The organism is Streptomyces sp. NPDC034086 (assembly GCF_055575515.1).
The window spans coordinates 190,911-217,035 of sequence record NZ_JBVISM010000012.1 but is presented as its reverse complement, the minus strand read 5'-3'; the positions used below and the strand labels follow the sequence as shown (position 1 = coordinate 217,035).

Sequence of the window (26,125 nt, the reverse complement as noted above, 5' to 3'; positions counted from 1 at the left end):
AAAACAACCACACCGCCCACCCCCCCCCGCGGCCGTCGTCGTCGGCGCCGGTGTCGGCGGACTGGCCACCGCGATCGGGCTCCGCCGCGCGGGCTGGTCCGTACGCGTCCTGGAAGGCCGTGCCGCCCCGGAGCGCTACGGCACCGCCTTCGGCATCCACCCCACCGCCCAGTCCGCCCTGGACCGGCTCGGCCTCGGCGAAGCCCTCGCGCGGGCGCTTCCCTACCGCCGGGCCCACATCCGGCGTCCGGACGGCAGGGTGCTCGCAGCCCTCCCGCTCGAACGCGTCGAGCGCAAGGCGGGCCGCCCCGAACTGCTCGTCTCCCGGCCCCACCTGATCGACGCGCTCCTCACCGCGCTCGGCCGGCTCGGCGGTACGGACGTCGAGTACGGGCGGCGCCTCACCGATTCCCGCGCCCTCGACGCCGACCTCGTCGTCGGCGCCGACGGGATCAACAGCACCGTCCGCACCGCCCACTTCGGCACCCGCAGCCGGGTGCGCGCGATCGGCACCGTCGCCTGGATCGGCATCGCGGACTTCGAGACCCGGATCCACGGGGAGACCTGGGGCGACGGGCGCTTCTTCGGGATCACCCCCGTCGAGCCCGGCCGCACCAACTGGTACGCCGCCGTCCCCGCGGCCACCACCGCCGACGGGCTGAGGGCCGCCTTCGAGGGCTGGCACGACCCGGTCCCGCGCCTGCTCGTCGAGACCGACCCCGCCGGCTGGATCCGGTACGAGATGCGCCACCTCCACCCGGCGCTCCCCGCCTTCGTCACCGCCGGCCGGATCGCCCTGGTCGGCGACGCCGCGCACGCCATGACCCCGAACCTGGGCCAAGGTGCCTGCACCGCCCTCCTCGACGCCGAGTCCCTCACCCGGGCCGTCGCGGCCCACGGCCGTGCCGGTCTGCCCACCGCCCTGCGCGCGTACGACGCGGAACGCCGCCGCAGCGCCCAGCGCGTGGCCCTCGGCTCGAGGGCCCTTCACCGCTTCGTGACCACCCGCCGCCCGGCCCTGCGCGACGCCCTGACCGCGCTCCTGCCCGCGTAGGCTCCCTCCCGCGGCTCATGGTGCGAAGAGCGGCTCGTAGGCGTGTCCCTCTGGCGTGTGGACCAGGACGAAGTCCTCCCCCGGCCGAGTGGCCACCTCCCGCAGCCGGGCCAAGGCCTCCGCCCGGCCCGGAAGGGCGAGGCCGAGGGCCGCTGCCGCCCCGTCCCTCCTGGCCGCCAGGTCCGGCATGTCCTCCAGGTACTCGGCCTCGAGCTCGCGGCTCTCCTCATCCGTGAACGCCTGGCAGTCGCGCCACCACGGGACGGCCAGCAGCAGCCGCACCAGCTTGGGCAGGCCGACGGCGATCAGGGCGGCACGGCCCTCGGAGTCGGCGTAGAGGACGGGACGTTCCTCGCCGCCTTCACCGCAGAAGAAGTACGTGCCGCCGGCGTTGTCGCCCGCGAACCCCTCGAGCGCGGCGCCCGAGGCGAGGTGCACCTCCTCGACGTGGTCGCCGCGGTCCAGGTCGAAGTCGCCCGGCCAAGCGAGGAAACGTGCGGCTTCTTCCTGCTCGCGGACGGCAGTGATCAGCGATTCCACGGGCCGCAGCCTACGGCCCGCACCCGCTCAGGCCGCCGCCCGGGCGGCCAGTTCCTCCCCCGAGACGTCCTCCAGGTGGGTCAGGAACACCCACACGTGCCCGGACGGGTCGCGCAGGACGGCGGTGCGGTCCCCGTGGAACTGGTCCGCCGGTTCCTGGAGCAGTTCCGCTCCGGCCGTCACGGCCGTCCGGACGAGGGCGTCCACGTCCGGGACGTACACGTGCAGGGCCGTCGAGGTTCCGCCGAGCGCGGCGGGGGAGGTGAAGTGGCCCCCGGCGGTGTCGCCGAGCATCAGCACCGCCCCGCCTGGGCGGCCGGCCGCCACAAGTTTCGTCGAGGTCAAGACCGGGTGCGCACCTGCTCTCCCCCGCACGATGCGCCGAGTGGCGCAGAGGTGGTGGCGCACGTGCGGAAGCTGAGTACGCTGCTGCTCATGACGGGTCACCCCCCAGGTCCCCTCTGGACGGGCCGGGCTTCCAACCGTGCGCAGTGGCTGCTCGCCGCGGCCGGTGCGGCCTGTCTCGCCCTGGGTGTGGAGCTGGCCGTCGCCAACTCCTGGACCGCCGGGTACGTCCCCCTGCTGATGTCCGTGGTGGGCTGCATCGCCGGCGGGCTGCTGATCCTCTACGGCACCCTGGCCTTCGTCCACGTGGCCGTCACCGTCGACGCGGAGGCCCTGGAAGTGCGCTGCGGCCACATGGGACTGCCCCGCCGCAAGATCCGGCTCGCGGAGGTCGCCTCCGCCGAGTTCCGCCCCCGCATCACCCCCCAGCAGTGGGGCGGCTGGGGCTACCGCTGGCGCCCCGAGAAGGGCACCGCCATCATCGTGCGGCGCGGTGAGGGCGTGGAACTGAGGCTCGGCGACGGCAAGCTGTTCACGGTCACGGTCGACGACGCGGAGAACGCCGTCCGCGTCATCCGCACCCACCTGCGCACCCTCGCGCGCTAGACCGTCTTCGAACCAGCCTGCCCCCGCACGGTCGGGGCACCGCGCGGGTCGGGCGGCGGCACGGTTCCTTACCGGCCCTTGGGGTGCGGGGACGTACACTCCGCCAGATGAGCAGCAGTGTCACCCGCGCCGCCAAGAGCGAGCCCTCGCAGCCCGCCGGACGAGCCGCAGCCGTCGCCCCGCACGAAGCCGCCGACGCCCCGCGCCCCGGGCGGCGCAAGGGTGCCGGGGCGGCGCGGGCCGCCCTCGCCGCGTTCGCCGGGGTCCTGCTCTACCTCAGCTTCCCGCCCCGCCCCCTGTGGTGGCTGGCGCCCCTCGCCCTCGCGCTGCTCGCCGGCTGCCTGCGGGGGCGCCGCGCCCGGGCCGGCTTCGGCCTCGGCTTCCTCTTCGGCCTCGGCTTCCTGCTGCCGCTCCTGGTGTGGACCGGCGAGGGCGTCGGCCCGGTCCCCTGGATCGCGCTCGTCACCCTCGAGTCCCTCCTCATCGGCCTCACCTGCCTCGGTATCGCCCTCGTCAGCCGGCTGCCCGGCCGGCCCCTGTGGGCCGCCGCCGTCTGGGTGGCCGGGGAGGCGCTGCGCGCCCGGGCCCCCTTCGGCGGCTTCTCCTGGGGCAAGCTCGCCTTCGGCCAGGCCGACGGCGTCTTCACCCCGCTCGCCGCCCTCGGCGGCACCCCGTTGCTCTCCTTCGGCGTCGCCCTGTGCGGCTTCGGCCTGTACGAGGGCCTGCGCACCGCCCGCCGGAACCCGACGCGCGGCGCCGCCGCCCTCGCCGCGCTCGCCGTCGCCGCCCCGGTCGGCGCGGCGCTCGCCGCCCGCCCCCTGGTCTCCGGCGCCGCCGAGGACGGCACGGCCGTGGCCGCCCTCATCCAGGGCAACGTGCCGCGCGCCGGACTCGACTTCAACGCCCAGCGCCGCCAGGTCCTCGACAACCACGCAAACCGCACCCTCCAGCTCGCCGCGGACGTCAAGGCCGGCCGCGTCCCGAAGCCCGACTTCGTCCTGTGGCCGGAGAACTCCTCCGACATCGACCCCTACACCCAGCCCGACGCCCACGCCGTCATCGACAACGCGGTCAAGGCCGTCGGCGTGCCCGTCGCGATCGGCTCCGTCCTGGCCCCGGAAACCGGGCCCCTGCGCAACACGATGATCCTGTGGGACCCCGTCAAGGGCCCCACGGACACCTACGACAAGCGCAAGATCCAGCCCTTCGGCGAGCGCATCCCCATGCGCTCCTTCGTCCGGCTCTTCAGCTCCGACGTCGACCGCGTGCGCCGCGACTTCGGTCCCGGCAAGGAGCCGGGGGTCTTCGACATGGCGGGCAGCGGCATCGGCATGGTCACCTGCTACGAGGCCGCCTTCGACGACGCCGTCCTCTCCACCGTGCGGGCCGGCGCCCAGGTCATCGCCGTGCCCAGCAACAACGCCACCTTCGGCCGGACCCAGATGACCTACCAGCAGCTGGCCATGGACCGGATCCGCGCCGTCGAGCACAGCCGGACCGTCCTCGTCCCCGTCACCAGCGGAGTCAGCGCGGTCATCCAGCCCGACGGGAAGGTCACCCTGCAGACGGAGATGTTCACCGCCGACGCCCTCGTCGCCGAGATCCCGCTGCGCTCCTCGCAGACCCCGGCCACCCGCCTGGGCGCCCTGCCCGAGTACGCGCTGCTCCTCGTCGCGGCCGGCGGTCTCGGGGCGGTGGCGGCCCGCCGGGTCCGCGCCCGCCGGGCCGCGTGAGGACGGCGGCCGCGGCACGGCCCCGTAGGGTCGGGGCATGACCACGCCCGAGTTCATCCGCGAGATCAGGGCGAGCGGCGCCGGCCACCGGCTGCTCCTGCTGCCCGGCGTCACCGCCGTCGTCGTCGACGCACAGGGCCGGGTGCTGCTCGGGCGCAGGGCCGACAACGGCAGGTGGTCGGTGATCGGCGGGATCGCCGAGCCGGGGGAGCAGCCCGCCGCGACGGCCGTGCGCGAGGTGTACGAGGAGACCGCCGTACGGTGCGTCCCCGAACGGGTGGTCCTCGTCCAGATGCTCGCCCCGGTCACCTACCCGAACGGCGACGTCTGCCAGTTCCAGGACATCACCTTCCGCTGCCGGGCCACCGGCGGCGAACCCCGGGCCGCCGACGGGGAGCTGCTGGAGGCGGCCTGGTTCGCCCCGGACGCCCTGCCGCCGCTGGAGCCCTTCGCCCTGGACCGCGTACGGCGCTCCCTGAGCGAGGACCCGACCTGGTTCGAGGCCCCGGCCGCGAACGGGGTTCAGCCGGCCGCCCCGCGGTAGAGCTCCAGGGCCGGACCGCCCAGGACGGCGCTGTACGAGACGTCCGGGACCGTGCCGCCGCCCTCGTGGCCGCCCAGCACCCCGGCCAGGGCGCCGTCCACCAGCCAGGGGCTGCCGCTGGTGCCGCCGCCGAGGGCGGGGCAGTCGATCCGGCGCTGGCCGGACGAGAACAGGCTCGTCCCGTTGGCGCAGCGCAGCGGAGCGTCCTCGGTGCTCGGGTAGCCGACGACGGTCACCGTCACGTCCGGCGGCTGCCCGGCGGCCACCGGGAAGCCGCCGACCACGTCCTCCACGGCGCCGTGCTCCGCGCCGTCCGCCGGGACGACCCGCGCGAAGGCGACGTCCGCGTCCGGGTCCTCGCCCGCCGCCCAGCCCGGGGCCGTGTACACGCCGGTCAGCCGCCACAGCCCGTACGGGGCCTGCCCGTCCCGGTAGCCCGGGGCGAAGACCGTGGTGTCCGGGTGGTCCAGGCAGTGCGCGGCGGTGGCGATCAGGTCCCGGCCGGCGCTGCGCACCACGGAAGCGGTGCAGAAGTGCCCGCCGTCCGTCCCGCCCGCGAACAGCGCGCCCACCCGCGCCGCCGTGGCGTCCGCGTCGGCCCGCACAGTGACGCCGAGCGGGGGCAGCGCCCCGGCCTCGGGGAGGTCCAGGCCCAGCAGGGCGGCCATCGTGGTCAGCGCGAGCGGGATCCGCGCCGCCCGCCGGGCACGGGGGTGGCCGGCCGGTCGTGGGAGGGTGCCAGGGATCATGGGCCCGAGCCTGGCCGGTGAACCTGTGCCCGGCGCCCGGCGGGCGCTGTGAATCCGCTGTGAATCCGGTCCGCCGGCGGCCGTGTCGGGGGAGTCCCCGGCCGCCCCCGGACCGCGCGCATGTCGGAAGCCCCGAAGGCGGCGGCGTCCCGGGCGGGCCGTTCCGGCGGAAGATCCAGTCTATGGACGCCGCGGCGGACTTCCGGCCCGGCTGTTGTGCACCACGGTGGGTGAACGCCCGGCCCGCCCGCCCCTAGCCTCGCCGCAGGAGCACGAACGAGGGGCGGTACCCGGTGAACTGGCTCATCCACGACTACCGCGAGAGCGATCTCGCGGCGGTGGTCCATCTCATAGACACCACGGCCGAGCTGGGCCAGGAGTCCGTGTTCTCGCTCGCCGAGTGCATCAGCGCGCTGACCGGCCGGCAGCCCTGTGTCGTCGCCGTCCACCAGGGCGTCCCGATCGGCGCCGCCCTGGCCTGCGTGACCGGCGAACGCGCCTGGGTGATGCGGATCGCGATCGCCGCCGGATGGCGCGGCCGGGGCCTGGCCAGCGCCCTCCTCGTCGAACTGGAGCGGCGCCTGATCGCCGCCCGCGTGGGCCGGATCGCCTACGTGCTGCCCGAGGAGGACCTGCTCGGCGAGGGCCTGCTCAACGCCGGCTACACCCGGCAGCCCGCCGTCGCCTACTTCGAGAAGACCGAGCCGCTGCACGGACCCGCGGCGGGTCTCCTCGACGACCTCGGCGGCCGCTTCCTGCCCAGCGACCTGTGGGGCAAGGTCGCCGGCATGGAGAAGGAGAAGGAACTCATCGAGCGGCGCGTGGTGCTCCCGCTCGCCGAGCCGGAGCGGGCCGCCGCCCACGGGGTGCGGCCGCCGCGCGCGATCACCCTCTTCGGGCCGCCCGGCACCGGCAAGACCACCTTCGCCCGGGCCATCGCCTCCCGGCTGGGCTGGCCCTTCGTGGAACTGCTGCCCTCACGCCTCGCCGACGAGGGCAACCTCGCCGCCGCGCTGCGCGTCGCCTTCGCCCGGATCGCCGAGCTGGAGCGGGTCCTCGTCTTCATCGACGAGGTCGAGGAGATCGCGCCCGTGCGCACCGAGCCGGCCCAGCCGGGCGGCATCCACGGGGTGACGAACGAACTGCTCAAGCTCATCCCCGGTTTCCGCGAGGGTGACGAGCGGCTGCTCGTCTGCGCGACGAACTCCATCCGCTCCCTCGACCCGGCCTTCCTGCGGCCCGGCCGCTTCGACTACCTGATCCCGATCGGCACCCCGGACGCCGGGGCGCGCGCCGCGATCTGGTCGCGCTACACGGCCGGACGGGCCGACGTGGACGTGGCGGCACTGGTGGCGGCGACCGAGCTGTTCACCCCCGCCGACATCGAGCACGCCGCGAGGATCGCCGCCCAGGTGTCCTTCGAGCGGGACCTGGAGGCGGTGGGCGCGCGCGGTGCGGCGGCCGCGCGGTTCGGCGCGACGACCGAGGACTACCTGGCGGCGGTGGCGCAGTCCAGGCCCACGGTCACCCCCGCGATCACGGGGGAGTTCCAGGCCGACATCACCGCGCACGCGCGGTTCTAGAACCGTCCGGGCGGGGCGACCGTCCGGACCGGGAGCCGTCCGGCGCCGTCCCGCCGGCCGCTTCCCACCGGCTCCGTCCCCCGGTTGCGGCGGGGGACGGGAACGCGGAACGGCCCGCGGCGGCTCCCGGAGCGGCCGCGGGCCTTCCGGGACCTAGGCCATCTCTTCCGGATCTTGCCTGACCCGCGTCGCCCGGCACCGCACCTCGCCGCGTTGTCGAGGCACCCGAGGACGTCCAGTAATCGGGAGCCTCTCCGCCTTGCGATGCACGGCACCGGACGACGCGGGCTTAACCGGCAAGATCCGAAAGAGACGGCCTAGCGGGGACACCGGTAGGTGAACTCGGCCGCCGCGGTCCTCCGTTCGGGCGAGAGCAGCTGGAGCTCGGCGCGCGCCGGGTAGCCGCCGGTTCCCCGGAAGGTCCACAGGAGGTGCAGGGCGGCCTCGTCGCGCCCGCCGGGAACCCGCTCCGTGAGTTCCTCCGACCGGGTGCCGTCGCTGCGGACCCAGCGGTAGGTGAGGGTGCCCGGGCGCCCGTTGGTGCGTACGACGGCCACCACATCGGCGGCCGCGTCGCACCCTGGCCCCCGCGGATCGGTGGCCACCGACAGGTCCCGTACCTCGACGCCCGGCCCGAACCGCTGCCACCCCAGGTAGCCGAGCACCGCGGCCAGCACCACGGCGGCCAGGGTGTACCGGCGCCAGCCGCCGCCCGGCCGCGCGGCCGGCCCGGGCCCGGGCGGCCCGGGGTGGACGGGGAACGGCGGGGCCATCGCCGCCGTCACGCCCGGCCCGAACCGCAGGACGGAACCCTCGACCCGGTCGGGCGCGGCGTCCGCCGGGGGCGGCGGACCGCTGAACCAGTGACTGCCGAGCACGGTGGCGCTGTACTCGTCCTCGGCGGGGCCCCGCGGGGCGCGTGGATCGTTCATCGTGGCGGCTCCTGGGTCTGGCAGCGGGCCAGCAACTGGGACGCGGAGGCGGAGCCGTTCGCCGCGGCGGGCCGGGTCGTGACCCGCACGCCGCCGTAGCAGCCCCGGCCCCGGCTGAAGGTGTGGGCCTGGACCACCTGCGCAGGGGAGCCGGCCCGCACGACGACGGTGTCGGTGCCGTCGGGAACGGAGTAGGCCCCCGGCGCGCTGCCGAGGAACCACTCCAGGACGACGGTGACCGGCCCGTCGCCCTGGGCCGACACCGAGACGGTGGCCTCCCCCCGGTAGACCCCGGGCTTGAGCGTGACGTCGACGTGGGTCACCTTCAGCGTGGGGGAGGCAGTCGGGGTCGGCCGGTGCGTCACCGTCGGCGTGGGCGTCGGGCTCGGGGACGGACTCGCGCTCACCGGGTGCGAGGGGCTCGGCGTCGGCGTCGGCGTCGGCGTCGGGGTCGGCGGGACACCGGCCGACGGGGTCGCCGACGGGGACGCGGACGGTGACGCCGGGGCCGGGGCGGACGGCCCGGGCGCGGGCGGGGCGGATCCGGGCGGGGCCGGGCTCGTCGTGGCGAAGTCGCTGAGCGCCGAGGCCGCGGGCGGGGTGCCCCCGATCGCGTCCGTCGTGAGCACCAGCAGCGCGCCCAGCACCAGGGCCAGGCCCGTCGCCAGCCAGCCACCGCGCCCGGGAGCCCAGCCGGCCCGGCCGACCGTGGTCGTCGCCACCGCCGTGGTGCCCGCCGCCGCGCCGGCCGCGGAGGGGAACAGCAGCGGCAGCAGGGCCGCCAGCGCGGCGAGCCTGCGCTGCCCCCGCTCCTCCCACCCGGGTCCGTAGGCCGCCACGGCCACCGCCTCCAGCTCCGCGACGAACGCCTCGGCGTTCTCCGGGCGCTGCTCCGGCCGCTTGGCCAGGCCCCGCCGGATGAGCGGGCGTACCGGCTCGGGGGCCTCGGTCTCCGGCACCGGGGCCTCGATGTGCTGGACGGCCAGCTCCGCGAAGCTCGCCCCGTCGTACGGTTTGCGGCCGGTCAGCAGCTCGAAGAAGGTCGCGGTGGCCGCGTACACGTCAGCCGTCGGCGAGGCCGGCCGTCCCTGCCACTGCTCCGGGGCCATGTAGGCGGGGGTGCCCGCCACCCCCGGGGTGGTGTCCCGGCCCGCCGCGATGCCGAAGTCCACCAGCTTGGAGGAGCCGTCGGGCGCGACCAGGACGTTCTCCGGTTTGTAGTCGCGGTGCACGACGCCGGCCCGGTGGGCCGCGGCCAGCCCGAGCAGGGAGCCCTTCAGCACCACCAGCGCGGCCTCGGCGTCCGCTGGCCCCGACTCCCGCATCACGGCGCGCAGGGAGATCCCGTCGACCAGCTCCATCACGATCGCCGCACCGCCCGGCGCCTCCACGTACTCGTACAGGCCCACCACGTACGGCGACACGAGCCCGCCCAGCAGCCGGGCCTCCGAGCGGAACTCCCGCACGAAGGCCGGGTCCTCGCGCATCCGCTCGCTGAGGTACTTCACCGCGACCGCGGTGCCCGTGGCGTCGTGGAGCGCGAGCACGACCCGGCCGCTGCCGCCCGCACCGAGCTCCCGGACCTCGGTATAGCCGGGTACCGTCCACCCGTTGCCCATCCTGCGCCCCCGTCCGTGGCGTCGCCGGCCGCCCGCGGCGGCCGGCCGGTCGCCGGACCGGGCCGGCCGCCGGCGGTCTGTTCCCTCCGGAGGACGGCTTTCCGCCACGGCCGGTTCCCACCCGCCGGCGCGTCCCGGAACGTGGTCAGGCCGCCGCCGCCACCGCCCCGATCATGGCGTGCAGCCGGTCGGCCGCCGCCCGCCCGAAGGACGGGTCGTTGATGTGGGTGTCGTAGTCGTAGAGCCGGGCCGCGCTGCCCCGCAGCCCCTCGCGCAGCGCCGAGAACAGTGCCAGGTCCGCGCCCGGGTCGTGGTACGGGCCGCCCGGCGCGCCGAGCGTGGACAGTCCCCGCAGCGGGAGGCACACCGCCGTCGGCCCGGTCGCCGCGCGCAGTTTGCCCGCGACCCTCCGCCCCAGCTCGGCGCACTCGGACTCGGTCGTACGGATCACCGTGATCGACGGGTTGTGGACGCGGACCCGGCGGTAGCGCACCCGTTCGGGCAGGGTCTCCATCGGACCGAACTTCACCATGTCCAGCGCCCCCAGACTCACCACCTGCGGAACCCCGGCCCGCCCCGCCGCGCTGAGCCGGTCGGGGCCGGCGCTGAGGATGCCCCCGCACAGGTCGTCGGCGAGTTCGCTCAGGGTCAGGTCTAGCACCCCGGCGAACACCCCCTGCCCGGCCAGCGTCTCCAGGGTGCGGCCGCCGGCGCCGCTGACGTGGAAGACCAGTACCTCGTACCCCAGCCGCTCCAGCCGTTCCCGGGCCGCGTCCACGCCGGTCGTGGTCACCCCCGCCATGCTCGCGGCCACCAGCGGCCGCGAGCCGGCGCCCAGCCGGGCCGGCCGGCCGGGGTCCGGCGCGGAGCGCGCGTAGCCCTTCGCCATCCCGGCCATGGCCTCCGCCGCATTGGCCAGCACCGGTTCCGAGACGCTGTTGAGCCCGGCGATGTCCACGACGCTGTACATCATGGTGATGTCCGCGGACCCCACGTAGGGGGACACGTCCCCGGAGGCCATCGACGAGACCATGACCTTCGGTACGCCCAGCGGCAGCGCCCGCATCGCCCGCGTCGCGATGGAGGTGCCCCCGCTGCCCCCGATCGCGAGCACGCCGTGCAGGCGGCCCTCGGCGTGCAGGCGCAACAGGGTCGCCTCGGCGCCCCGGGCCATCGTGGTCACGGCCGCGCCCCGGTCGGCGGCCGTGCGCAGCTCGGGCAGTTCCGAGCCCGCCGCCCGCGCCACCTCTTCGCGCGGCACGTCCGCCGCCACCCGGGGTTCTCCCATGATCCCCGTATCCACCAGCACCACTTCGACGCCGGCGCGCAGCAGCCTCTCGCGCAGCCAGCCGTACTCGACACCCTTGGTGTCCAGGGTTCCCACCAGCACGACGTTCGTCATATGTGCAATGTCCACGGAGGTGGCGTTTATTGGCAAGTAAAGGTCAGGTCAATCCGACAAGAGCACCAGGAGACGATCCAGGAAAGGGATTTGACCGACAATCAGCTTGGTGCGCGCGAGCGGGGGTGCGAACCAGGCCACCCGGTCCAGCTCGGGGAACTCCCGCTCGACGCCCGAGTGCGGGGGCCACTCCATGGTGAAGGTGCCCGGCACCGTCAGCGCGGGGTCGAGGTCCGCCTCCACCGCCCAGACGGTCACGAGCTTCCCGCTGCTCAGCCGCACGTCGCCCAGCGGCAGGTACTCCCCCTCCGGCGGGGGCACCCCCAGCTCCTCGGTGAACTCCCGCCGGGCCGCGTCCCGGGGCGTCTCGTCCGGCCCGTACTCGCCCTTCGGGATCGCCCAGCCGCCGGCGTCCCGCCCGGCCCAGAGCGGACCGCCCATATGGCCGAGCAGCACCTCCACCCCGCGCTCGGCGGTCCGGCGGAACAGCAGCAGGCCGGCGCTCCGCCGGTACCTCTTCGCATCCGTCACGGCGCCATACATGCCCCGCCGGAGCCCCGCTCAGTGCCCGCCATCGGCCGCCCGGCCGCCGCCGGGGCGCTCGCGGGCCCGCCGCTCGGGCCCGCCGCTCGGGCCCGCCGCTCGCGGGCCGCCGCTCGCGGGCCGCCGCTCCCGGGCCGGCCGTCAGTGCGCGTGCGGCCCCTCGCGGTGCACCGGGCCGTGGGCGTCCGCGCAGTGCGGGTCCGCGCCGCGCGGAGCCTCGCCCGCCCGGCCGACCGACAGCAGGGCGTCCTGCACGTGGTCCACCTGCAAGGTGGTGTGGGTGATCCCGTACTCCTTCTCCAGGAGCAGCTCCAGCTCCCGCCGCACCGCGTGGCAGTCGCCCGCCGGCTCCACCAGCACGTGCGCGGACAGGGCCGCCTGACCGGAGGTGATCGTCCATATGTGCAGGTCGTGCACCTCGGTGACGGGCGCGTGGTGCACCAGGCGGTCGCCGACCGCGTCCGGGTCCACGTGCGCCGGCGCGGCCTCCAGGAAGATCCGTCCCGAATCGCGGACCAGCCCGTAGCCCGCCTTGACCATCAGCAGCACCACGACCAGCGTGGCGATGGCGTCGGCCTGCACGAATCCGGTCGTGAGCACGATCAGACCGGACACGGCCGTCCCGATGAAGGCGAACAGGTCGTTCAGGATGTGCTGGTAGGCGCCCTCCACCGCGAGCGAGGACCGGTTCGCCCGCGAGATGCACCAGGCCGCACCGATGTTGACCACGATCCCGGCCAGCGCCGTCACCAGCACCAGCCCGCCCTCCACCGGGGGCGGATCCAGCAGCCGCCGCACCGCCTCGTACGCCAGCCAGACCGCCAGCAGCAGCAGGGTCAGCCCGTTGGCCTGCGCGGAGAGTATCTCCGCGCGCTTGAGGCCGTACGTGAAACCGCCCCGCGCCGGGCGTGCCGCCAGCCGCATCGCGATCAGCGCGAGGACGATCGAGACGGCGTCCGTCAGCATGTGCGCGGCGTCGGAGATCAGGGCCAGGGAGTGGGCCATCACGCCGATGACCACCTCCACGGCCATGAAGCCGCCGATCAGCCCGAGCGCGATCGCCAGCCAGCGGCGGTCCGCGTCCGCGCCCACGCCGTGAGCGTGTCCGGCGTGCCCGTGGCCCGCGTGCCCGTGCCCGGCGCGTTCCGGCCCGGTGTCCTCGTGCGCGTGGTCGTGCCGGCTCATGGCTTCCCCCGTCTGTTCGGTTCCGACGCGTGAAGTGAAGCGCACCGCGGCGAGATCGGCAAAGGCTGCAACGGGGACCGTTGTCATTCCCCATAAGAACCCTCTGACCTGCGGCGATGTCTCTTCTGCCGGTTGCGCCGGTTCATGGGAAAATCTGTTCATGGTCCAGCGGCCCGGTGCGGCGACCGCGCCCGAACTCGTCCTGGAAACCGCCACGGGCTCCACCCCCATGAGCCCCGGCCGGACCTACCACGTCGGCCGGGACCCCCTCTGCGAGATCTGCCTCGAAGACGCCCGCGTCTCCTGGCACCACGCCGTCCTGCGCGCCGACGGGGACCACTGGACCCTCGAGGACGAGGGCAGCACCAACGGCACCTGGGCCGACGGCCACCGCGTCCACGAGTGGGCGGTCGGCCCCGGCAGCGAGCTGTGCTTCGGGAGCGCGCAGGACGGCCCGCGCGCCGTCCTCACCACCCGTACGCCGCCCCCTGCCGCCGCCTCACGCCCCTCCCGCGTCGCCGATCCGGCCATGACCGGAACCTTCCGCAGCCCCACCAGCGTCCGGCCCCTGCCCGCCCGGACCACCGTGCGCATCGGCCGCGGCCCGGGCAACGACCTCGTCATCGACGACCTCGTCGTCTCCCGCCGGCACGCCGAACTGCGCGCCCTCGCCGACGGCACGTACGAGATCGCCGACCTCGGCAGCCACAACGGCACCTACCTCAACGGCGCCCGCGTCGGACGCGCCCCCCTCGCCGAGGGCGACATCGTCGGCATCGGCCACTCCGCCTTCTGCCTCGTCGGCGACCAGCTCCAGGAGTACACCGACACCGGCGAGGTCTCCTTCGACGTCCAGGACCTGTCCGTCGCCGTCGACCACGGCCGCAAGACCCTCCTCGACCACGTCTCCTTCCCGGTCGGCGTGACGTCCCTGCTCGCCGTCGTCGGCCCCAGCGGCGCGGGCAAGTCCACCCTCCTCGGCGCCCTCACCGGACTGCGACCCGCCGACCACGGCACCGTCCTCTACGACGGCCGCGACCTCTACCGGGACTACGCCGAACTGCGCTCCCGCATCGGGCTCGTCCCCCAGGACGACATCCTGCACGCCCAGCTCACCGTCCGCCGCGCCCTCGCCTACGCCGCCGAACTGCGCTTCCCCCAGGACACCGCCAAGGCCGAGCGGCTCGCCCGCGTCGACGAGGTCATCGGCGAACTCGGCCTCGAGCAGCGCGCCGACCAGCCGATCCACAGCCTCTCCGGCGGACAGCGCAAACGCGTCTCCGTAGCCCTGGAACTGCTCACCAAGCCCTCCCTGCTCTTCCTCGACGAACCCACCTCCGGCCTCGACCCCGGCATGGACCGCTCGGTCATGCACATGCTGCGCGGCCTTGCCGACGACGGCCGCACCGTCATCGTGGTCACCCACAGCGTCCTCAGCCTCGACGTCTGCGACCGGCTCCTCGTCCTCGCCCCCGGCGGCCGCGTCGCCTGGTACGGGCCACCCGGGGAAACCCTCGCCTTCTTCGGCTTCGACCAGTGGCCCGAGGCCTTCGAGGCCTTCGAGAACCAGCGCGACCGCGACTGGGCGGGCCAGTACGAGGCCTCGCCCCAGTACCGCGCGTACGGGGCGGGCGCCCTCCGCCGACCTCCGCCCCCGGACACCACGACGCCCGGCCCGGCCGGCTTCGCCACCCCTCCGCCGAAGGCGCAGAGCCGGCGCTCCCAGCTCTCCACCCTGATCCGCCGGTACGCCACCGCGCTCAGCGCCGACCGCACCTTCCTCGCCATCATGATCGCGCTGCCGTTCGTGATGGGCGCCATGGCCCGCGCCCTGGCCGGCAGCGCCCTCACCCGGGAGACCGCGATCAACGCCCTGCTCATCCTGTGCGTCGGCGGCGTCCTGACCGGAGCCGCCAACGCGGTCCGCGAACTCGTCAAGGAACGCGTCATCTACCAGCGTGAACGCGCCGTCGGACTGTCCAGGTCCGCCTACCTGCTGTCGAAGGTGGCGGTACTCGGCGCGATCACCGTGGCCCAGGCCGTCGTCCTGACGCTCGTCGGCCTCTTCGGCGTGCGGCTCGGACCGCCCGGCGCCACCGGGGTCTTCCTGCCACGGCTCGCCGAGATCACCCTGGCCGTCGCCCTGCTGTCGTTCACCGCCATGATGCTCGGCCTCCTGGTCTCCGCCCTGGTCAGGAAGGAAGAGGTCACCATGCCCCTGCTGGTCCTCCTCGCCATCGTGCAGGTGGTCTTCTGCGGGGCGCTCCTCCAGCTCGACGGTGTGCCCGTGATCGGACAGCTGGCCTGGCTGGTGCCCTCCCGCTGGGCGCTCGGCGCGATGGCCGGCACCGTCGACCTCGGCCGGATCGTCCCGGGCACCCTCACCGACGACCCGCTCTTCGCCCACTCCGCCGGGGTCTGGCTGCTGGACGTCGGCATGCTGGCCGTCCTGTCCCTGCTCTTCGGACTGCTGGTCGCACGCCTGCTGAGGCGGCACGAACCCGCCGTGATGCGGAAGTAGGCCCGGCGATGACCGACTCCCCGGACCCCGGCGCGGGCTTCCGCCCCACCCATGTGGTCCCGCAGGACGGGCTGCCCGCCTGGGAGGCCCCGGACGTCTCCCGGCCCACCACCGCCCTGGACCCCTTCCTGCCCGTCCGGCTGGTCTCCCGGCACGGCGAATGGGGGGAGGTCGAGTGCGCCAACGGCTGGACCGCCTGGGTCGACGGACGGCTGCTCGTCGCCGTGCCCCGGCCGCCGCCGACCGCCGGCCGCTCCCTCGAGCGGACCGAGGACCCCGGGCCGCTCCTCACCCGCACGGCCGACGCCCTCGAACGCTACCGGCGGGCCCTGCGGGAGACCGCCCCCGGAGCCACCGCTGACGACGGCTTCCGGCGGGCCGTGGAGGGACTGCGCGCCGGGATCGTGATCGACGGCGAGTCCGTATGGGTGTACGAGGAGACGGCGGGACGGTGGGTGTACGCCGACGGGAGCCGTCTGACCACCTACGCGGTCGTCTCGGAACCGAGTGCCCCGCCCGCGCCCGGGCCGGCGCGGCGGGAGACGGACACCGGGGCACGTGCCGACGTACACGAGGAACCGCACGAGCCCACGCGCGTCGTGGACCCGCCCGACGGGGGAGGCCGCTGATGGGGGACGCCGCCTCACCCCTGGGACGGGGCCCGGAACTGACCGGCAGGCGCTTCGCCGGGTACCTCGTCGAGCAGGAGATCGGGCGCGGCGGGATGGCCGTCGTCTACCGCGCCCGGGACCTGCGCCTGGACCGGACGGTCGCGCTGAAGCTGCTGGCCCCCCAGCTGGCCCTCAACGACACCTTCCGGCAGCGCTTCGCCCACGAGTCGAAGGTCGCGGCCGCCATCGACCACCCGCACATCGTGCCCGTCTTCGAGGCGGGCGAGACCGACGGCCTCCTGTACATCGCCATGCGCTACGTCGCGGGACAGGACCTGCGGGCCCTGCTGGACCGCACGGGCCCGCTCCCCGTCGGGACGGCGGCCCGGATCGCCGGCCAGGTGGCCTCCGCGCTCGACGCCGCGCACGCCCACGACCTGGTGCACCGGGACGTGAAGCCCGGCAACGTCCTGATCGCCGAGGGCACCGACAGCGAACACCCCGAGCACGCCTACCTCACCGACTTCGGCCTCACGAAGAGGTCCCTGTCACTCACCGGCTTCACCAGCGTCGGACAGTTCGTGGGGACCCTGGACTACGTGGCGCCCGAGCAGATCGCCGGGAAACCGGTCGACGGCCGCTGCGACGTGTACAGCCTCGGCTGCGTCGTCCACGAGATGCTGACCGGCGGCCCGCCGTTCCGCAGGGAGGACGACATGGCCCTCCTCTGGGCCCACCAGTACGATCCGCCGCCTCCGGCCCGCGAGCGCCGTCCGGAGCTGCCGGCCGCCGTGGACGAGGTGCTGGCCAAGGCCCTCGCGAAGTCGCCCGGTGAGCGGTGGGGGACCTGCCTGGAGTTCACCGGCGCGCTGCGCCGGGCGGGCGCCGAAGCGCCCCGGGCACACGGGCCGGGCCCGGACGGCGCCCCGCCGCCCCCTCCGCCGCGCTGGGCGCTGCCGGTGTTCCGGGGCAGGTAGGGCGGGGGCAGGGCGGGGGCGGTTCCGGCTCAGGGGACCCGGCCCGGGTGGCGCAGCGGTCGGGCCAGGAGGGCGCCGAGGAAGCCGGCCACCGCCCCCCACAGCAACGCCAGGCCGGTCGTCCGCCACAGCAGGGCGGTGAGTTCCACGCTGCCGCCGAGCCCCGGGACGTCCCCCAGCCCCAGCAGGGACAGCCCCAGACGGGCCCGCACCCCGGCCAGCAGACACACCGTCAGGGTGGCCAGGGCCAGGGCCACCGCCAGGTGCAGCGCGTGCTGCCAGGGGCGGACCCCGGCCGGGGAACGCACGGCGGCCAGGACGCCCGTGCCGAGCAGTGCGACGGCGGCCACCGCGACCAGCCACCACGCCCGGGGGTCCCGCTGCGCCAGCGAGGCCACGTCGACGGTGGAACCGCCGGGGCCGCGCAGCAGCTGGTCCAGGAGCTGCGGCACGGGCAGGCCGAAGGGCCCCTCGGCCGCCCCCTGCCAGGCGCCGCCGAAGCCCACGGTCAGGGCGAGCCAGGCCAGGTTCGGCAGGCCCAGCAGCAGCACGGCCAGGGTGCGGGCCGCGTGGCCCTGGGTGGCGGCCACCACCAGGCCGGTGCCGGTGCCGAGGACCACGTACGCCAGCAGCAGCACGGCCGTCGCGTGCGCGGCCGGACGCACCGCCGTGTGGAAGCGGAGCAGCCCGGCCGGCAGCGGAGCGCGCCGGGAGACCAGCAGGGCGATCAGCAACAGGCCCAGGATCCACAGCAGCCCGAAGAAGAGGGTGGGCCCGAGCGGAGCCCGGAAGCCGGCCGTCGGCGCGGAGTCGAGGAGTTCGCCGAACTCCCCGAGCGGGGAGTCGCCGGGGGACAGCCCGAAGGTCCGGCGGGCCGGAAGCGCGAACAGGGCCAGCAGCGCCAGCCACAGCACCGCCGCCCGCCCCGCCCGGCTCGGCAGCTCACGGGGCCCGGCCACCGCGCGGTGGCGCAGCGGCCGCAGGAAGAGGCACCCGGTGGTGAGCGCACCGGCCAGGCTCACCGAGAGCGGGAGCACGGACAGGGTCGCCTCCGCGCCGGCCAGGAACCCGGCGTCCCCGGACACCTCGACGGTACCGCCGGCCGCCAGCACCACGACCGCGGCGACCACCCGGGGGAACGCCCCTTCGGGCAGGTCCCCGGCACCGGCGCAGGCCAGCCCGGCGGCGGCCACCGCCGTCATCGCGGCGAAGCCCGCCACGACGGCGACCAGGGCGTCCCGCCAGGCGTGCACGGAAGGACGCGCCCAGGTCCTCGCGGAGGTACGGCTCACCCTGCAACGGTGGCACCCCCGGCTTGCGGGCACCAGCCGGACGCCGCACACAATGGGCGGCAACAGTGCTCGATGTCCGCACGTACCGGTTGTTCCCCGTATTCCTCCCTCCGTTCTGATTCCTGGTGTACCGGGATCCGCTGCCAGGGAAGAGGAGCCCGTGACCACGCAGCCCTCCGGCGAACGGCCGCCCGAGCCGCACCGGCCGCCGTCACCGCCGTCGCAGTCGTCACCGCCGTCGTCACCCGGGCGGCCCACCGGGCCGCCGTCCGGTCCGCTCTCGGGCGGGGGCGGCGACACCCCGCCGCCCCCGCCCGCCCCGCCCGGCGGGCCCGGCGGGGAACCGCCCCGGGCCCCCTGGTGGCGGTCGGTGCCCGGCCTGGCGACGGTGGCCGTGGCGCTCGCCGCCGTGGTCACCCTGGTGGTGGTGCTCACCCGGCCCGCCGGGGACGGCACCCCGCAGCGGGCCGAGGCCGAGGTGTTCCTCCAGCCGGCCGGGGCGGCCGGCCGGGACCCCTTCACCGAATCCACGGCGGCCGGCCGGGCGACCCCGCCGCCGCAGCCCCCGCCGCGGGACACCGCCACGCCGACAAGTCCCTCGGGCACCCGCAGCGTCAGCGGTTCCGCGCCGGGCCTCTACGGCGGCACGAAGGACGTCGCCAGCTGCGACGTGGAGAAGCAGATCACCGCGCTCACCGCGCAGCCCGCCAGGAACGCCGCCTTCGCCTCGGCCCTCGGCATCCCGGCGAAGGCCGTCCCCGGCCACCTGCGCGCGCTCACCCCCGTGCAGCTGCGGATCGACACCCGGGTCACCAACCACGGTTACCGCGACGGCCGCGCCACTCCCTACCAGGCCGTGCTCCAGGCCGGGACGGCCGTGCTCGTCGACGACCGCGGGGTTCCGAGGGTGCGCTGCGCCTGCGGGAACCCGCTGGGCCCGCCCGTGGCGCTGAAGGCCGATCCGAAGCGCTTCGGCCGGCCCTGGGCCTCGTACCGGCCGGCGCAGGTGGTGGTCATCGCGCCGTCGGTGACGGTGGTGCGGACGTTCGTCATCTACGACCACCACGACCGCCGCTGGCTGGAACGCCACCGCGGCGCGGACCCGCGGCCGGACCGGCCCGTCGCGCCGCCGGTCGGGCCGCCCGTCGTGTCCCCGCCGGCGGTCTCCCCGCCCGTCGTGTCGCCGTCCGCCGTGTCCCCGTCCGGCGCGTCGCCGCCCGTCGTGTCCCCGTCCGCCGTGTCCCCGTCCGCCGTGTCCCCGTCCGTCGCGTCGCCCCCGCTCCCCGTCAGGCCCCCGCCCCCCGCCACGCCGTCGGAACCCCCCTCCCCGGGGACCACACCGCCGCCCTCCCCTCCGCCACCCGCGACCGGAGCCGGCACGCCGACGGACGCCGGCACGGACGCCGTCACCCGTTCGGCCCAGCCTCCGGGCACGACCGACCGGACGACGGCTCCGCCGCCCGCCACCCGTTCCTCGCCCGGCGCACTCCGCCCGGGCGCGGGCGCCGCCCCGCCTTCCGCCTGAGCCCCGGGGCGGACGGGGCCCGCGGCTCCGGCCGGTGCCGGGGACCCGCCGGAGCAGGGCTCCTGACGTCGCGCAACGGCTGCCGCGCGAGGCGAACGGTGAGACCCTGGCTGCATGGACCAGCGGGGACGGACCCCGGAGGTCGACTGGCCCGCGCGGCCCGACCTGAGCCTCGCGCTCAACCGGATGGGCACCTTCGACTGGGACCTCGACAGCGGGCGCATGTACCTGGACACCACCGCCCTCGAGGTCCTCGGCCTGCGCCCGGAACAGTTCGACGGGACCCCCGCCGGGCTGCGCCGCCGTGTCGTCCCGGGCGACGGAGCACGGCTGGACGGCCGCGTGGAGCAGGCGCTGAGGGACGGCCGCAGCCACTACGGCGCGTACTTCCGCACCCTGGGCGAGGACGGCTCGACGGCCTGGACCCATGTCCAGGGCCACATCCTCCGGGACCCGCACGGCCGCGCGTACCGGGTCATCGGGATCCTGCGCGACGCCGCCGAGGACCCCGGTGAGCCCGGGGCGGCGGGCGAGCGGGACGAGGGCCGGCGCCGGATGACCGGGGTCGTCGAGCGGACCACCGCGATCCTGGCGCACGCCCGCACCGTCAACGACGTGACCGACGTCCTCAAGGACCCCGAGGCCCTCGGACACCTCGGCGCCGTCAGCGTGATGCTGGGCGTCGTCGAAGGGGGCCGGATCCACCTGGTCGCGGAAGGGCGGCTGGGCTCGTACGTACCCGAGACCGAGTACACGCGCATCGACGCCGACTTCCCGATGAGCGAGGCCGTACGGACCATGCAGCCCGTCTTCCTCGCCTCGCGGGAGGAGTTCCGGCGCCGCTACCCCCTGCTGTGGCCGTACGTCGAGCCGCTGGCGGTGCGCAGCGGGGTGTACCTGCCGCTCGTCGCCCAGGGCCGGCCGGTCGGCGCGCTCGGGCTGCTGTACGCCCGCGACGGGGACTTCAACGCGGAGGAACGGAACCTGCTGGTGGCGCTCGGCAGCGGGATCGCGCAGGGACTCCAGCGGGCCATGCTCTTCGAGCAGGAGCACGACCTCGCCGAGGGGCTCCAGCGGGCCATGCTGCCCCGGGTGGTGCCGGAGGTGCCGGGCGCGCGGATCGCGGTGCGGTACCGGGCCGCCCGGATCGGGCGGGACATCGGCGGCGACTGGTACGACGTGGTCCCCCTCGGCGAAGGACGGGTCGGGGTGGCGATCGGCGACGTCGAGGGCCACGACACGGACGCGGCCGCCGTCATGGGCCAGCTGCGGATCGTGCTCCGCGCCTACGTGCTGGAGGGCCACACCCCGGGCACGGCGATGGCGCGGGCCTCGGCCTTCCTGCGCGACCTGGCGACGGAGCGCTTCGCCACCTGCACCTACGCCGAACTCGACCTGAACTCCGGGATGCTGCACATCGTGCGGGCCGGTCACCTCGACCCCGTCGTGCGGCGCGGGGACGGCAGCTGCCACCGGATCCAGGTGGCCGGCGGGCTGCCCCTCGGCCTGCCCCCGCGGGAGCAGCGGGGCAGCGGCTCCGGCTACCCGGTCACCACCCTGCAACTGCACCCCGGGGACACCCTGCTGCTGTGCACCGACGGCCTCGTCGAACGGCCCGGCGGCGACTCCGAGACCGGGATGCGGGAGTTCCTGGAGGCGGCCGCGCACGGCCCCGCCGACGTCGAGGAACTCGCCGACGTGCTCTGCGGCCTCGTCGGGGACGCGGGCGGCGGGGACGACATGGCCCTGCTCCTGCTGCGCCGGCACGGGGCCCCCGCCCCGCGCGGAGGCGGTCCGCTCCACCAGCGCCTGGTGCCCGGGGACCCGGACGGCCCGGCGATGGCCCGGCACCTGATCCGGGCGGCCTCGGCCGCCTGGGGCGCCCGCGAGCGCGCCGACGAGATCGAACTGGCCGCGGACGAGCTGATGGTCAACGCCCTCGTCCACACCGACGGGGGCGGGCAGGTGTCCCTGCGGCTGACGGCCGCGGGCCGGATCCGGATCGAGGTCGAGGACCACAGCAGCGCCATGCCCCGCCGCCGCGAGGCCGATGACTGGGCGGTGTCGGGCCGGGGGCTGCTGCTCGTCGAACGGCTCGCGGACGACTGGGGAGTGGAGCCCCGGGGCGCCGGGAAGTGCGTCTGGTGCGAGTTCACGGTGCCGGCACCCGGCCGGGCCGACGCCGGCGGACGCCACCGGTCCGACGGCCCCGCGGGCGGCTGAGCGTCAGACGGCGGCGTACGGGCCGTACGCGGCCTTCACGTTCTGCAGGGCGGTCAGCTTCCGGACGAACAGCACCGCGAGGACGGCCGCGGCGACCACCGTCAGGTCGGCGACGGCGCCGAACGCGGAGATGTCGCGCAGGCCCTCGGGGGACCCGGCGCGGGCGTAAAGCACGCTGAAGACCCGTTCGAGGACCAGCGACACGGCCCACGCGATCCACCAGGAGGTCACCGGAACCGTGGACACGCGGCGGTACGAGCCGTCGGGCGCGAGCTGGACGCTCGCCTCCCAGGTCTGCTTGGCCACCCGGTAGGGCAGGAAGAGGTTGCCGACGGGGACGAACCAGGAGCCGATCGCCCAGCCGTCTCCCAGGGTGAAGGCGTCGGGACGGAAGATCTGCCCGTTGACGCGGACCCGGTAGAACCAGATGACGAACACCACGGCGGTGACGACCAGGAACAGCCCCTTGAGGCCCCCCGCGAGACCGGTCAGCAGGTCCGACCGGTCGAGCGAGTCGTCCGGGACCGAGGACGGGTCCGCAGCGACGTCCCGCATCAGTGACCACGCGTAGAGGTTGGCGGCGGCCGAGTAGAGGTGGACCACGCCCGCGACGCCGAGCAGCAGCGTCAGCGCGGTCGAGAGGCCTTGCGGGGAGCGCAGCTGCTGGACCGCCGGCTGCGGCGCGACGGGGTAGGGCTGCCCCGGGTAGGGGCCGCTCGGGTACGGCTGCCCGGGGTAGGGCCGGCCGGGGTGGGGCTGTCCCGGGTACGGCTGCGCGGGGGCGGCCGGGTACGGGGCCGCACCGTACGGCGGCTGGGGTACGGGCCCCTGTGGCGGGGGCGATCCGGGCGCGCTGAAGGACATGGTGAAGGACCCCCCACGGGACGTGCGAAGAACGCGGTGACGACGGCGTTGAACGGCGGTGAACGGCAAGGAACGGCGGCGAACGGCGGCGAACGGGGTACCGGCGCCTGCCGGTGCGCCGGCCGGGCAGCGTCGAACATATGTCAGGGCCGCGTCCGCCGTCCAAACGGTTCCGCTCCGCCTCCCGTCAGGGGTCAGAGGGGAACCAGCGTGACCTCCGTGGCCTTCACGCTCGTCCAGACCCGCGCACCGTCGGCCACACCGAGCTCGGCGGCCGCCTCCGGGGTGATCTCCGCGACCAGGTCGGGCGCGTCGTCCGAGGAGACCAGCACGCGCAGCCGGCTGCCCGCCGAGGTGACCTCCCGTACGGTGCCCGGCCAGACGTTGCGGGGACTGCCGCCCGGGCGCTCCCGGTGCAGGGACACCGCCTCCGGGGCGATGATCGCCAGGGCCTGCGCCCCCTCGGGCAGCGTCTCCGCCACCACCAGCCGGCCGCCGTCCGCCAGCGCGAGCCCCTCGGCGGAGGCGGTGCCGGGCCAGGCGTTGCGGCCCAGCATCCTGGCCACCCACGGCGAGCGGGGATGCCGGGTGACCTCGGCGGGGGGCGCGTCCTGGAGGGTGCGCCCGTCGGCCAGCACGAGGACCCGGTCGGCCAGCGACACCGCCTCGACGGGGTCGTGCGTGACGATCAGGCAGACCCCGCCGAAGCCCGCCAGGTGCCTGCGCAGGGTGTGCCGCACGTGGGCCCGGGTCGTCTGGTCGAGGGCGGCCAGCGGCTCGTCGAGCAGCAGCAGCCGGGGCCGGGCGGCCAACGCCCGGGCGAGGGCCACCCGCTGGGCCTGCCCGCCCGACAGCTGGGCGGGCCGGCGCCGGGCCAGGTGGCCCACGCCGAGCCGGTCCAGCCACAGTCGTGCCTCACGGCGGGCCTCGGCGCGCCCCACCCCGCGGGCCCGCAGCCCGTACGCGGTGTTGGCCAGGGCGTTGAGGTGCGGGAACAGCGCGCCGTCCTGCGGGACCCAGGCCACCTGCCGCCGGTGCGGGGGCAGCGCGGTGACGTCGGTGTCCCCGAGGCGGAGCGCGGCGCGGGCGCGCGGGGTCAGGCCGAGCAGGGCGCGCAGCAGGGTGGTCTTGCCGGCGCCGTTCTCGCCCACCACGGCGATGGTGGTGCCGGGTCCGGCGTCGAGGGTGAGTTCGTTGAAGCCGGTCACGTCGGCGTGCAGGGCCCAGCGGCCGTCGTCGGCCGGGACGGGGACGGGCGGCTCCTGCGCGACGGCGACGGCGGCGGGGGCGCCGGCCGGGACCGCGGGGGCTTCCGGGCCGCCCCCGCGGGAGCGCGCGGCGACGGGCGTGCCGTTCCACCGGCCGCGCAGGGCGATGAGCACGCCCATGGCGATGGCGAGCAGCAGCAGCGACACCGAGGTGGCGGCCTCCGGCTGGTCCTGGAGCAGCAGGTACACCTGGAGCGGCAGGGTCTGGGTGGTGCCCGGGAGGTTGCCGGCGAAGGTGATGGTCGCCCCGAACTCGCCGAGCGCGCGGGCCCAGGTGAGGGCGGCGCCCGCGATCAGGCCGGGCGCCACCATCGGCATGGTCACCGTGAAGAAGACCCGGACCGGGGAGGCGCCGAGCGAGGCGGCGGTCTCCTCGTAGCTCTGCTTCAGCCCGCCCAGTGCCCCTTCCAGGCTGATCACCAGGAACGGCATGGCGACGAAGGTCGCCGCGACGACCGCGCCGGAGGTGTGGAAGGGGAGCGTGACGCCGAAGGTGTCCTCCAGCCACGGCCCGAGGAGTCCGCGGCGTCCGAAGCCGAGCAGCAGCGCCACACCGCCGACGGTCGGGGGGAGCACCATCGGCAGCAGGACCAGGGAGCGGACGAAGGCCTTGCCGCGGAACTCGACCCGCGCCAGCAGCCAGGCGAGCGGGACGCCGAGGACCAGCGAGAGGCCGAGCGCCCAGAACGACACCAGCAGCGACAGCTTCAGGGCTGTGACCACACCGGGATGGGCGAGGTGGCCGCCGAGTTCACCCCACTGCGTGCGGGTGAGGATGCCGACGAGCGGCAGCAGCAGGAACGCGACGGCGAGCAGCGCGGGGAGCGCCAGCGTCACGGGGGGCCGGGTGCGGGTGCGGAGTCTGCTCATGGGGTGGGGGCGGTTCCTGGTCGGGGCCGGGGAGGGGATGCCACGGAGCGTACGGGTGCGGGCGCCGGACGCGCCGGACGCGCCGGACGCGCCGGACGCGCCGGACGCGCCGGACGCGCCGCACGGGCCGCCCGGTCACCGGCCCGATGCTCCTAGCCCTTCTGGAAGCCGGCGTCCTGGAGGATCTTCTGCGCCTCGGGGCCGCTCAGCCAGGCCACGAACGCGGCGGCGGCTCCGGCGTTCCGGGACTGCTTGAGGGCGGCGGCGGGGTAGGAGGCGACGGCGTTCTGGCCGTCCGGGATGTCCACGGTGACCACCTTGTCCCCGGACGTGGCGGAGTCGGTCTTGTAGACGAGCCCGGCGTCGGCCTCGCCCAGCTCGACCTTGCTCAGGACGGCGCGGACGCTGGGTTCCTGGGAGACGGGCTTCACCTCGATCTTCTGGGCGTCGAGGAGCTGCTTGCCGTAGCGCCCGACCGGGACCTCGGGCGCCGCCAGGACGACCTTGACCCTGGGGTCGCCGAGGTCCTTGAGCTCGTCGATCCCGAAGGGGTTGCCCTTGCCGGCGGCGATGACGAGGCGGTTCTTCGCGATGACCGTCGCCTCGCCGGTCTCGGCCCGGAGGGCGTCCATGGTCCTGGTGTCGGCGGTGACCAGCACGTCGGCCGGGGCGCCCTGCTTGACCTGGGCGGCGAGTTCCTGCGAACCGGCGAAGGAGAGGGTCACCTTGGTCCCCGGGTGGGACTTCTCGTAGGCCTCCTTCGCCGTCCTGAATGCGTTGGTGAGGGAGGAGGCGGCGAGGACGGTGAGCTGCGCGCCCCCCTCCCCGGCCGGGGAGGAGGGCGCGCCGGCGTCCGTCTTCCCGCCCGCGCCGCCGCCGTTCGCGCAGGCGGACAGCGGGACGAGCAGGGCGGCGGTGAGCGCGGCGGTGGCGATACGGCGGGTGCGGCGGATGACGGACGCATGGGGCTGCATGTGCGACAAGGTAGGCCCATAAGGGCGGCATCTGCAATTAGTTTGGCCGCTTCTCCATCGCAGGTGCCGTGGCGCTTGTGGTATCCGCCGAAACCGTTGCGCCCCGCGGCCGCCCGGTCGCTAGAGTCGGGACGGGACGGACGTGGCAGGCACGGCCGACGCAGG

22 protein-coding genes are annotated in these 26,125 nt (G+C 75.5%); 10 read left to right on the top strand and 12 right to left on the bottom strand.

The genetic code is table 11. The annotated features are described in order from the left end of the window. Nucleotides 1-61: 61 nt before the first annotated feature. On the top strand, nt 62-1,054 hold the full coding sequence (locus tag ACZ514_RS25100; protein WP_469125724.1) for an FAD-dependent oxidoreductase: 993 nt from the start codon (nt 62-64) through the stop codon (nt 1,052-1,054). 15 nt (nt 1,055-1,069) lie between these two features. Here the strand turns inward: ACZ514_RS25100 and ACZ514_RS25095 are convergent, their stop codons facing one another. Next, entirely contained in the window at nt 1,070-1,594 is a 525-nt protein-coding gene (locus ACZ514_RS25095) for a hypothetical protein (protein WP_469125718.1), read from the bottom strand. 27 nt (nt 1,595-1,621) lie between these two features. Next, complete coding sequence (locus ACZ514_RS25090) at nt 1,622-1,939, bottom strand: VOC family protein (RefSeq protein ID WP_469125717.1); 318 nt, start codon at nt 1,937-1,939, stop codon at nt 1,622-1,624. A gap of 90 nt (nt 1,940-2,029) precedes the next feature. On the opposite strand from ACZ514_RS25090, the gene ACZ514_RS25085 reads away from it, so the two are divergent. The 3 genes from ACZ514_RS25085 (at nt 2,030) to ACZ514_RS25075 (ending at nt 4,822) form a co-directional block, all read left to right on the top strand. Next, a complete protein-coding gene (locus ACZ514_RS25085) occupies nt 2,030-2,545 on the top strand; it encodes a hypothetical protein (protein WP_468166224.1) in 516 nt (171 codons plus the stop codon). Nucleotides 2,546-2,652: 107 nt separating this feature from the next. Further along, entirely contained in the window at nt 2,653-4,278 is a 1,626-nt protein-coding gene (lnt, locus tag ACZ514_RS25080) for an apolipoprotein N-acyltransferase (protein ID WP_469125716.1), read from the top strand. Nucleotides 4,279-4,315: 37 nt separating this feature from the next. After that, on the top strand, nt 4,316-4,822 hold the full coding sequence (locus ACZ514_RS25075) for an NUDIX hydrolase (protein WP_468165871.1): 507 nt from the start codon (nt 4,316-4,318) through the stop codon (nt 4,820-4,822). On the opposite strand, the gene ACZ514_RS25070 is transcribed toward ACZ514_RS25075, so the two are convergent. Continuing rightward, nucleotides 4,801-5,571, bottom strand: coding sequence for a trypsin-like serine peptidase (locus ACZ514_RS25070; protein WP_469125715.1), 771 nt, complete (start codon nt 5,569-5,571; stop codon nt 4,801-4,803). The genes ACZ514_RS25075 and ACZ514_RS25070 overlap by 22 nt on opposite strands. 293 nt (nt 5,572-5,864) lie before the next feature. Here ACZ514_RS25070 and ACZ514_RS25065 point away from each other — a divergent pair, with 293 nt between their 5' ends. Further along, on the top strand, nt 5,865-7,154 hold the full coding sequence (locus tag ACZ514_RS25065; protein ID WP_468165875.1) for an ATP-binding protein: 1,290 nt from the start codon (nt 5,865-5,867) through the stop codon (nt 7,152-7,154). A 317-nt stretch (nt 7,155-7,471) separates the two neighbouring features. Here the strand turns inward: ACZ514_RS25065 and ACZ514_RS25060 are convergent, their stop codons facing one another. From ACZ514_RS25060 to ACZ514_RS25040, 5 genes are all read right to left on the bottom strand, one after another. Further along, entirely contained in the window at nt 7,472-8,086 is a 615-nt protein-coding gene (locus ACZ514_RS25060; RefSeq protein WP_468165877.1) for a hypothetical protein, read from the bottom strand. Next, nucleotides 8,083-9,705: a serine/threonine-protein kinase gene (locus tag ACZ514_RS25055; RefSeq protein ID WP_469125714.1), complete on the bottom strand. Its 1,623-nt coding sequence runs from the start codon at nt 9,703-9,705 to the stop codon at nt 8,083-8,085. The genes ACZ514_RS25060 and ACZ514_RS25055 overlap by 4 nt, the downstream gene beginning before the upstream one ends. Nucleotides 9,706-9,850: 145 nt before the next feature. After that, nucleotides 9,851-11,107 carry a Tm-1-like ATP-binding domain-containing protein gene (locus ACZ514_RS25050; protein WP_468165883.1) on the bottom strand — a complete coding sequence of 419 codons (1,257 nt, stop codon included), beginning with the start codon at nt 11,105-11,107 and terminating at the stop codon, nt 9,851-9,853. A gap of 48 nt (nt 11,108-11,155) precedes the next feature. Beyond that, the gene (locus ACZ514_RS25045; protein ID WP_469125713.1) at nt 11,156-11,650 is read right to left on the bottom strand and encodes an NUDIX hydrolase; all 495 of its coding nucleotides are present in this window, start codon (nt 11,648-11,650) and stop codon (nt 11,156-11,158) included. 141 nt (nt 11,651-11,791) lie between these two features. Next, a complete protein-coding gene (locus ACZ514_RS25040) occupies nt 11,792-12,835 on the bottom strand; it encodes a cation diffusion facilitator family transporter (RefSeq protein WP_468165887.1) in 1,044 nt (347 codons plus the stop codon). Between the two features lie 160 nt (nt 12,836-12,995). On the opposite strand from ACZ514_RS25040, the gene ACZ514_RS25035 reads away from it, so the two are divergent. From ACZ514_RS25035 to ACZ514_RS25025, 3 genes are read left to right on the top strand one after another with little or no spacing between them, the layout of a single operon-like run. Next, nucleotides 12,996-15,356 (top strand): ABC transporter ATP-binding protein/permease, encoded by a 2,361-nt coding sequence (locus ACZ514_RS25035; protein ID WP_469125712.1) that lies wholly within the window; start codon nt 12,996-12,998, stop codon nt 15,354-15,356. Between the two features lie 8 nt (nt 15,357-15,364). Beyond that, nucleotides 15,365-15,985 (top strand): hypothetical protein, encoded by a 621-nt coding sequence (locus ACZ514_RS25030; RefSeq protein ID WP_469125711.1) that lies wholly within the window; start codon nt 15,365-15,367, stop codon nt 15,983-15,985. Next, complete coding sequence (locus ACZ514_RS25025; protein ID WP_469125710.1) at nt 15,985-16,944, top strand: serine/threonine-protein kinase; 960 nt, start codon at nt 15,985-15,987, stop codon at nt 16,942-16,944. Before ACZ514_RS25030 ends, ACZ514_RS25025 begins: the two co-directional genes overlap by 1 nt. 29 nt (nt 16,945-16,973) lie before the next feature. Here the strand turns inward: ACZ514_RS25025 and ACZ514_RS25020 are convergent, their stop codons facing one another. Beyond that, a complete protein-coding gene (locus tag ACZ514_RS25020; protein WP_469125709.1) occupies nt 16,974-18,236 on the bottom strand; it encodes a streptophobe family protein in 1,263 nt (420 codons plus the stop codon). A 160-nt stretch (nt 18,237-18,396) separates the two neighbouring features. On the opposite strand from ACZ514_RS25020, the gene ACZ514_RS25015 reads away from it, so the two are divergent. Both ACZ514_RS25015 and ACZ514_RS25010 read left to right on the top strand, forming a co-directional pair. Then, nucleotides 18,397-19,761, top strand: coding sequence for a DUF6777 domain-containing protein (locus ACZ514_RS25015; RefSeq protein ID WP_469125708.1), 1,365 nt, complete (start codon nt 18,397-18,399; stop codon nt 19,759-19,761). Between the two features lie 114 nt (nt 19,762-19,875). Next, nucleotides 19,876-21,984, top strand: coding sequence for a SpoIIE family protein phosphatase (locus ACZ514_RS25010; RefSeq protein WP_469125707.1), 2,109 nt, complete (start codon nt 19,876-19,878; stop codon nt 21,982-21,984). A 3-nt stretch (nt 21,985-21,987) separates the two neighbouring features. On the opposite strand, the gene ACZ514_RS25005 is transcribed toward ACZ514_RS25010, so the two are convergent. The 3 genes from ACZ514_RS25005 to modA form a co-directional block, all read right to left on the bottom strand. Further along, nucleotides 21,988-22,848, bottom strand: coding sequence for a DUF4328 domain-containing protein (locus ACZ514_RS25005; protein WP_469125706.1), 861 nt, complete (start codon nt 22,846-22,848; stop codon nt 21,988-21,990). Nucleotides 22,849-23,042: 194 nt separating this feature from the next. After that, nucleotides 23,043-24,986, bottom strand: a complete 1,944-nt coding sequence (locus ACZ514_RS25000) for an ABC transporter permease (protein ID WP_469125705.1) — start codon at nt 24,984-24,986, stop codon at nt 23,043-23,045. Nucleotides 24,987-25,138: 152 nt separating this feature from the next. Next, entirely contained in the window at nt 25,139-25,960 is an 822-nt protein-coding gene (gene modA / locus ACZ514_RS24995; protein WP_469125704.1) for a molybdate ABC transporter substrate-binding protein, read from the bottom strand. Nucleotides 25,961-26,125 lie beyond the last annotated feature (165 nt).

Excerpts from the sequence above, each read along its gene's own strand:
- ACZ514_RS25085 (WP_468166224.1), top strand. The coding sequence starts at position 2,030 with ATGACGGGTCACCCCCCAGGTCCCCTCTGGACGGGCCGGGCTTCCAAC.
- lnt (WP_469125716.1), top strand. The coding sequence starts at position 2,653 with ATGAGCAGCAGTGTCACCCGCGCCGCCAAGAGCGAGCCCTCGCAGCCC.
- ACZ514_RS25075 (WP_468165871.1), top strand. The coding sequence starts at position 4,316 with ATGACCACGCCCGAGTTCATCCGCGAGATCAGGGCGAGCGGCGCCGGC.
- ACZ514_RS25070 (WP_469125715.1), bottom strand. The coding sequence starts at position 5,571 with ATGATCCCTGGCACCCTCCCACGACCGGCCGGCCACCCCCGTGCCCGG.
- ACZ514_RS25060 (WP_468165877.1), bottom strand. The coding sequence starts at position 8,086 with ATGAACGATCCACGCGCCCCGCGGGGCCCCGCCGAGGACGAGTACAGC.
- ACZ514_RS25055 (WP_469125714.1), bottom strand. The coding sequence starts at position 9,705 with ATGGGCAACGGGTGGACGGTACCCGGCTATACCGAGGTCCGGGAGCTC.
- ACZ514_RS25050 (WP_468165883.1), bottom strand. The coding sequence starts at position 11,107 with ATGACGAACGTCGTGCTGGTGGGAACCCTGGACACCAAGGGTGTCGAG.
- ACZ514_RS25045 (WP_469125713.1), bottom strand. The coding sequence starts at position 11,650 with ATGTATGGCGCCGTGACGGATGCGAAGAGGTACCGGCGGAGCGCCGGC.
- ACZ514_RS25040 (WP_468165887.1), bottom strand. The coding sequence starts at position 12,835 with ATGAGCCGGCACGACCACGCGCACGAGGACACCGGGCCGGAACGCGCC.
- ACZ514_RS25035 (WP_469125712.1), top strand. The coding sequence starts at position 12,996 with ATGGTCCAGCGGCCCGGTGCGGCGACCGCGCCCGAACTCGTCCTGGAA.
- ACZ514_RS25030 (WP_469125711.1), top strand. The coding sequence starts at position 15,365 with ATGACCGACTCCCCGGACCCCGGCGCGGGCTTCCGCCCCACCCATGTG.
- ACZ514_RS25025 (WP_469125710.1), top strand. The coding sequence starts at position 15,985 with ATGGGGGACGCCGCCTCACCCCTGGGACGGGGCCCGGAACTGACCGGC.
- ACZ514_RS25010 (WP_469125707.1), top strand. The coding sequence starts at position 19,876 with ATGGACCAGCGGGGACGGACCCCGGAGGTCGACTGGCCCGCGCGGCCC.
- ACZ514_RS25005 (WP_469125706.1), bottom strand. The coding sequence starts at position 22,848 with ATGTCCTTCAGCGCGCCCGGATCGCCCCCGCCACAGGGGCCCGTACCC.
- ACZ514_RS25000 (WP_469125705.1), bottom strand. The coding sequence starts at position 24,986 with ATGAGCAGACTCCGCACCCGCACCCGGCCCCCCGTGACGCTGGCGCTC.
- modA (WP_469125704.1), bottom strand. The coding sequence starts at position 25,960 with ATGCAGCCCCATGCGTCCGTCATCCGCCGCACCCGCCGTATCGCCACC.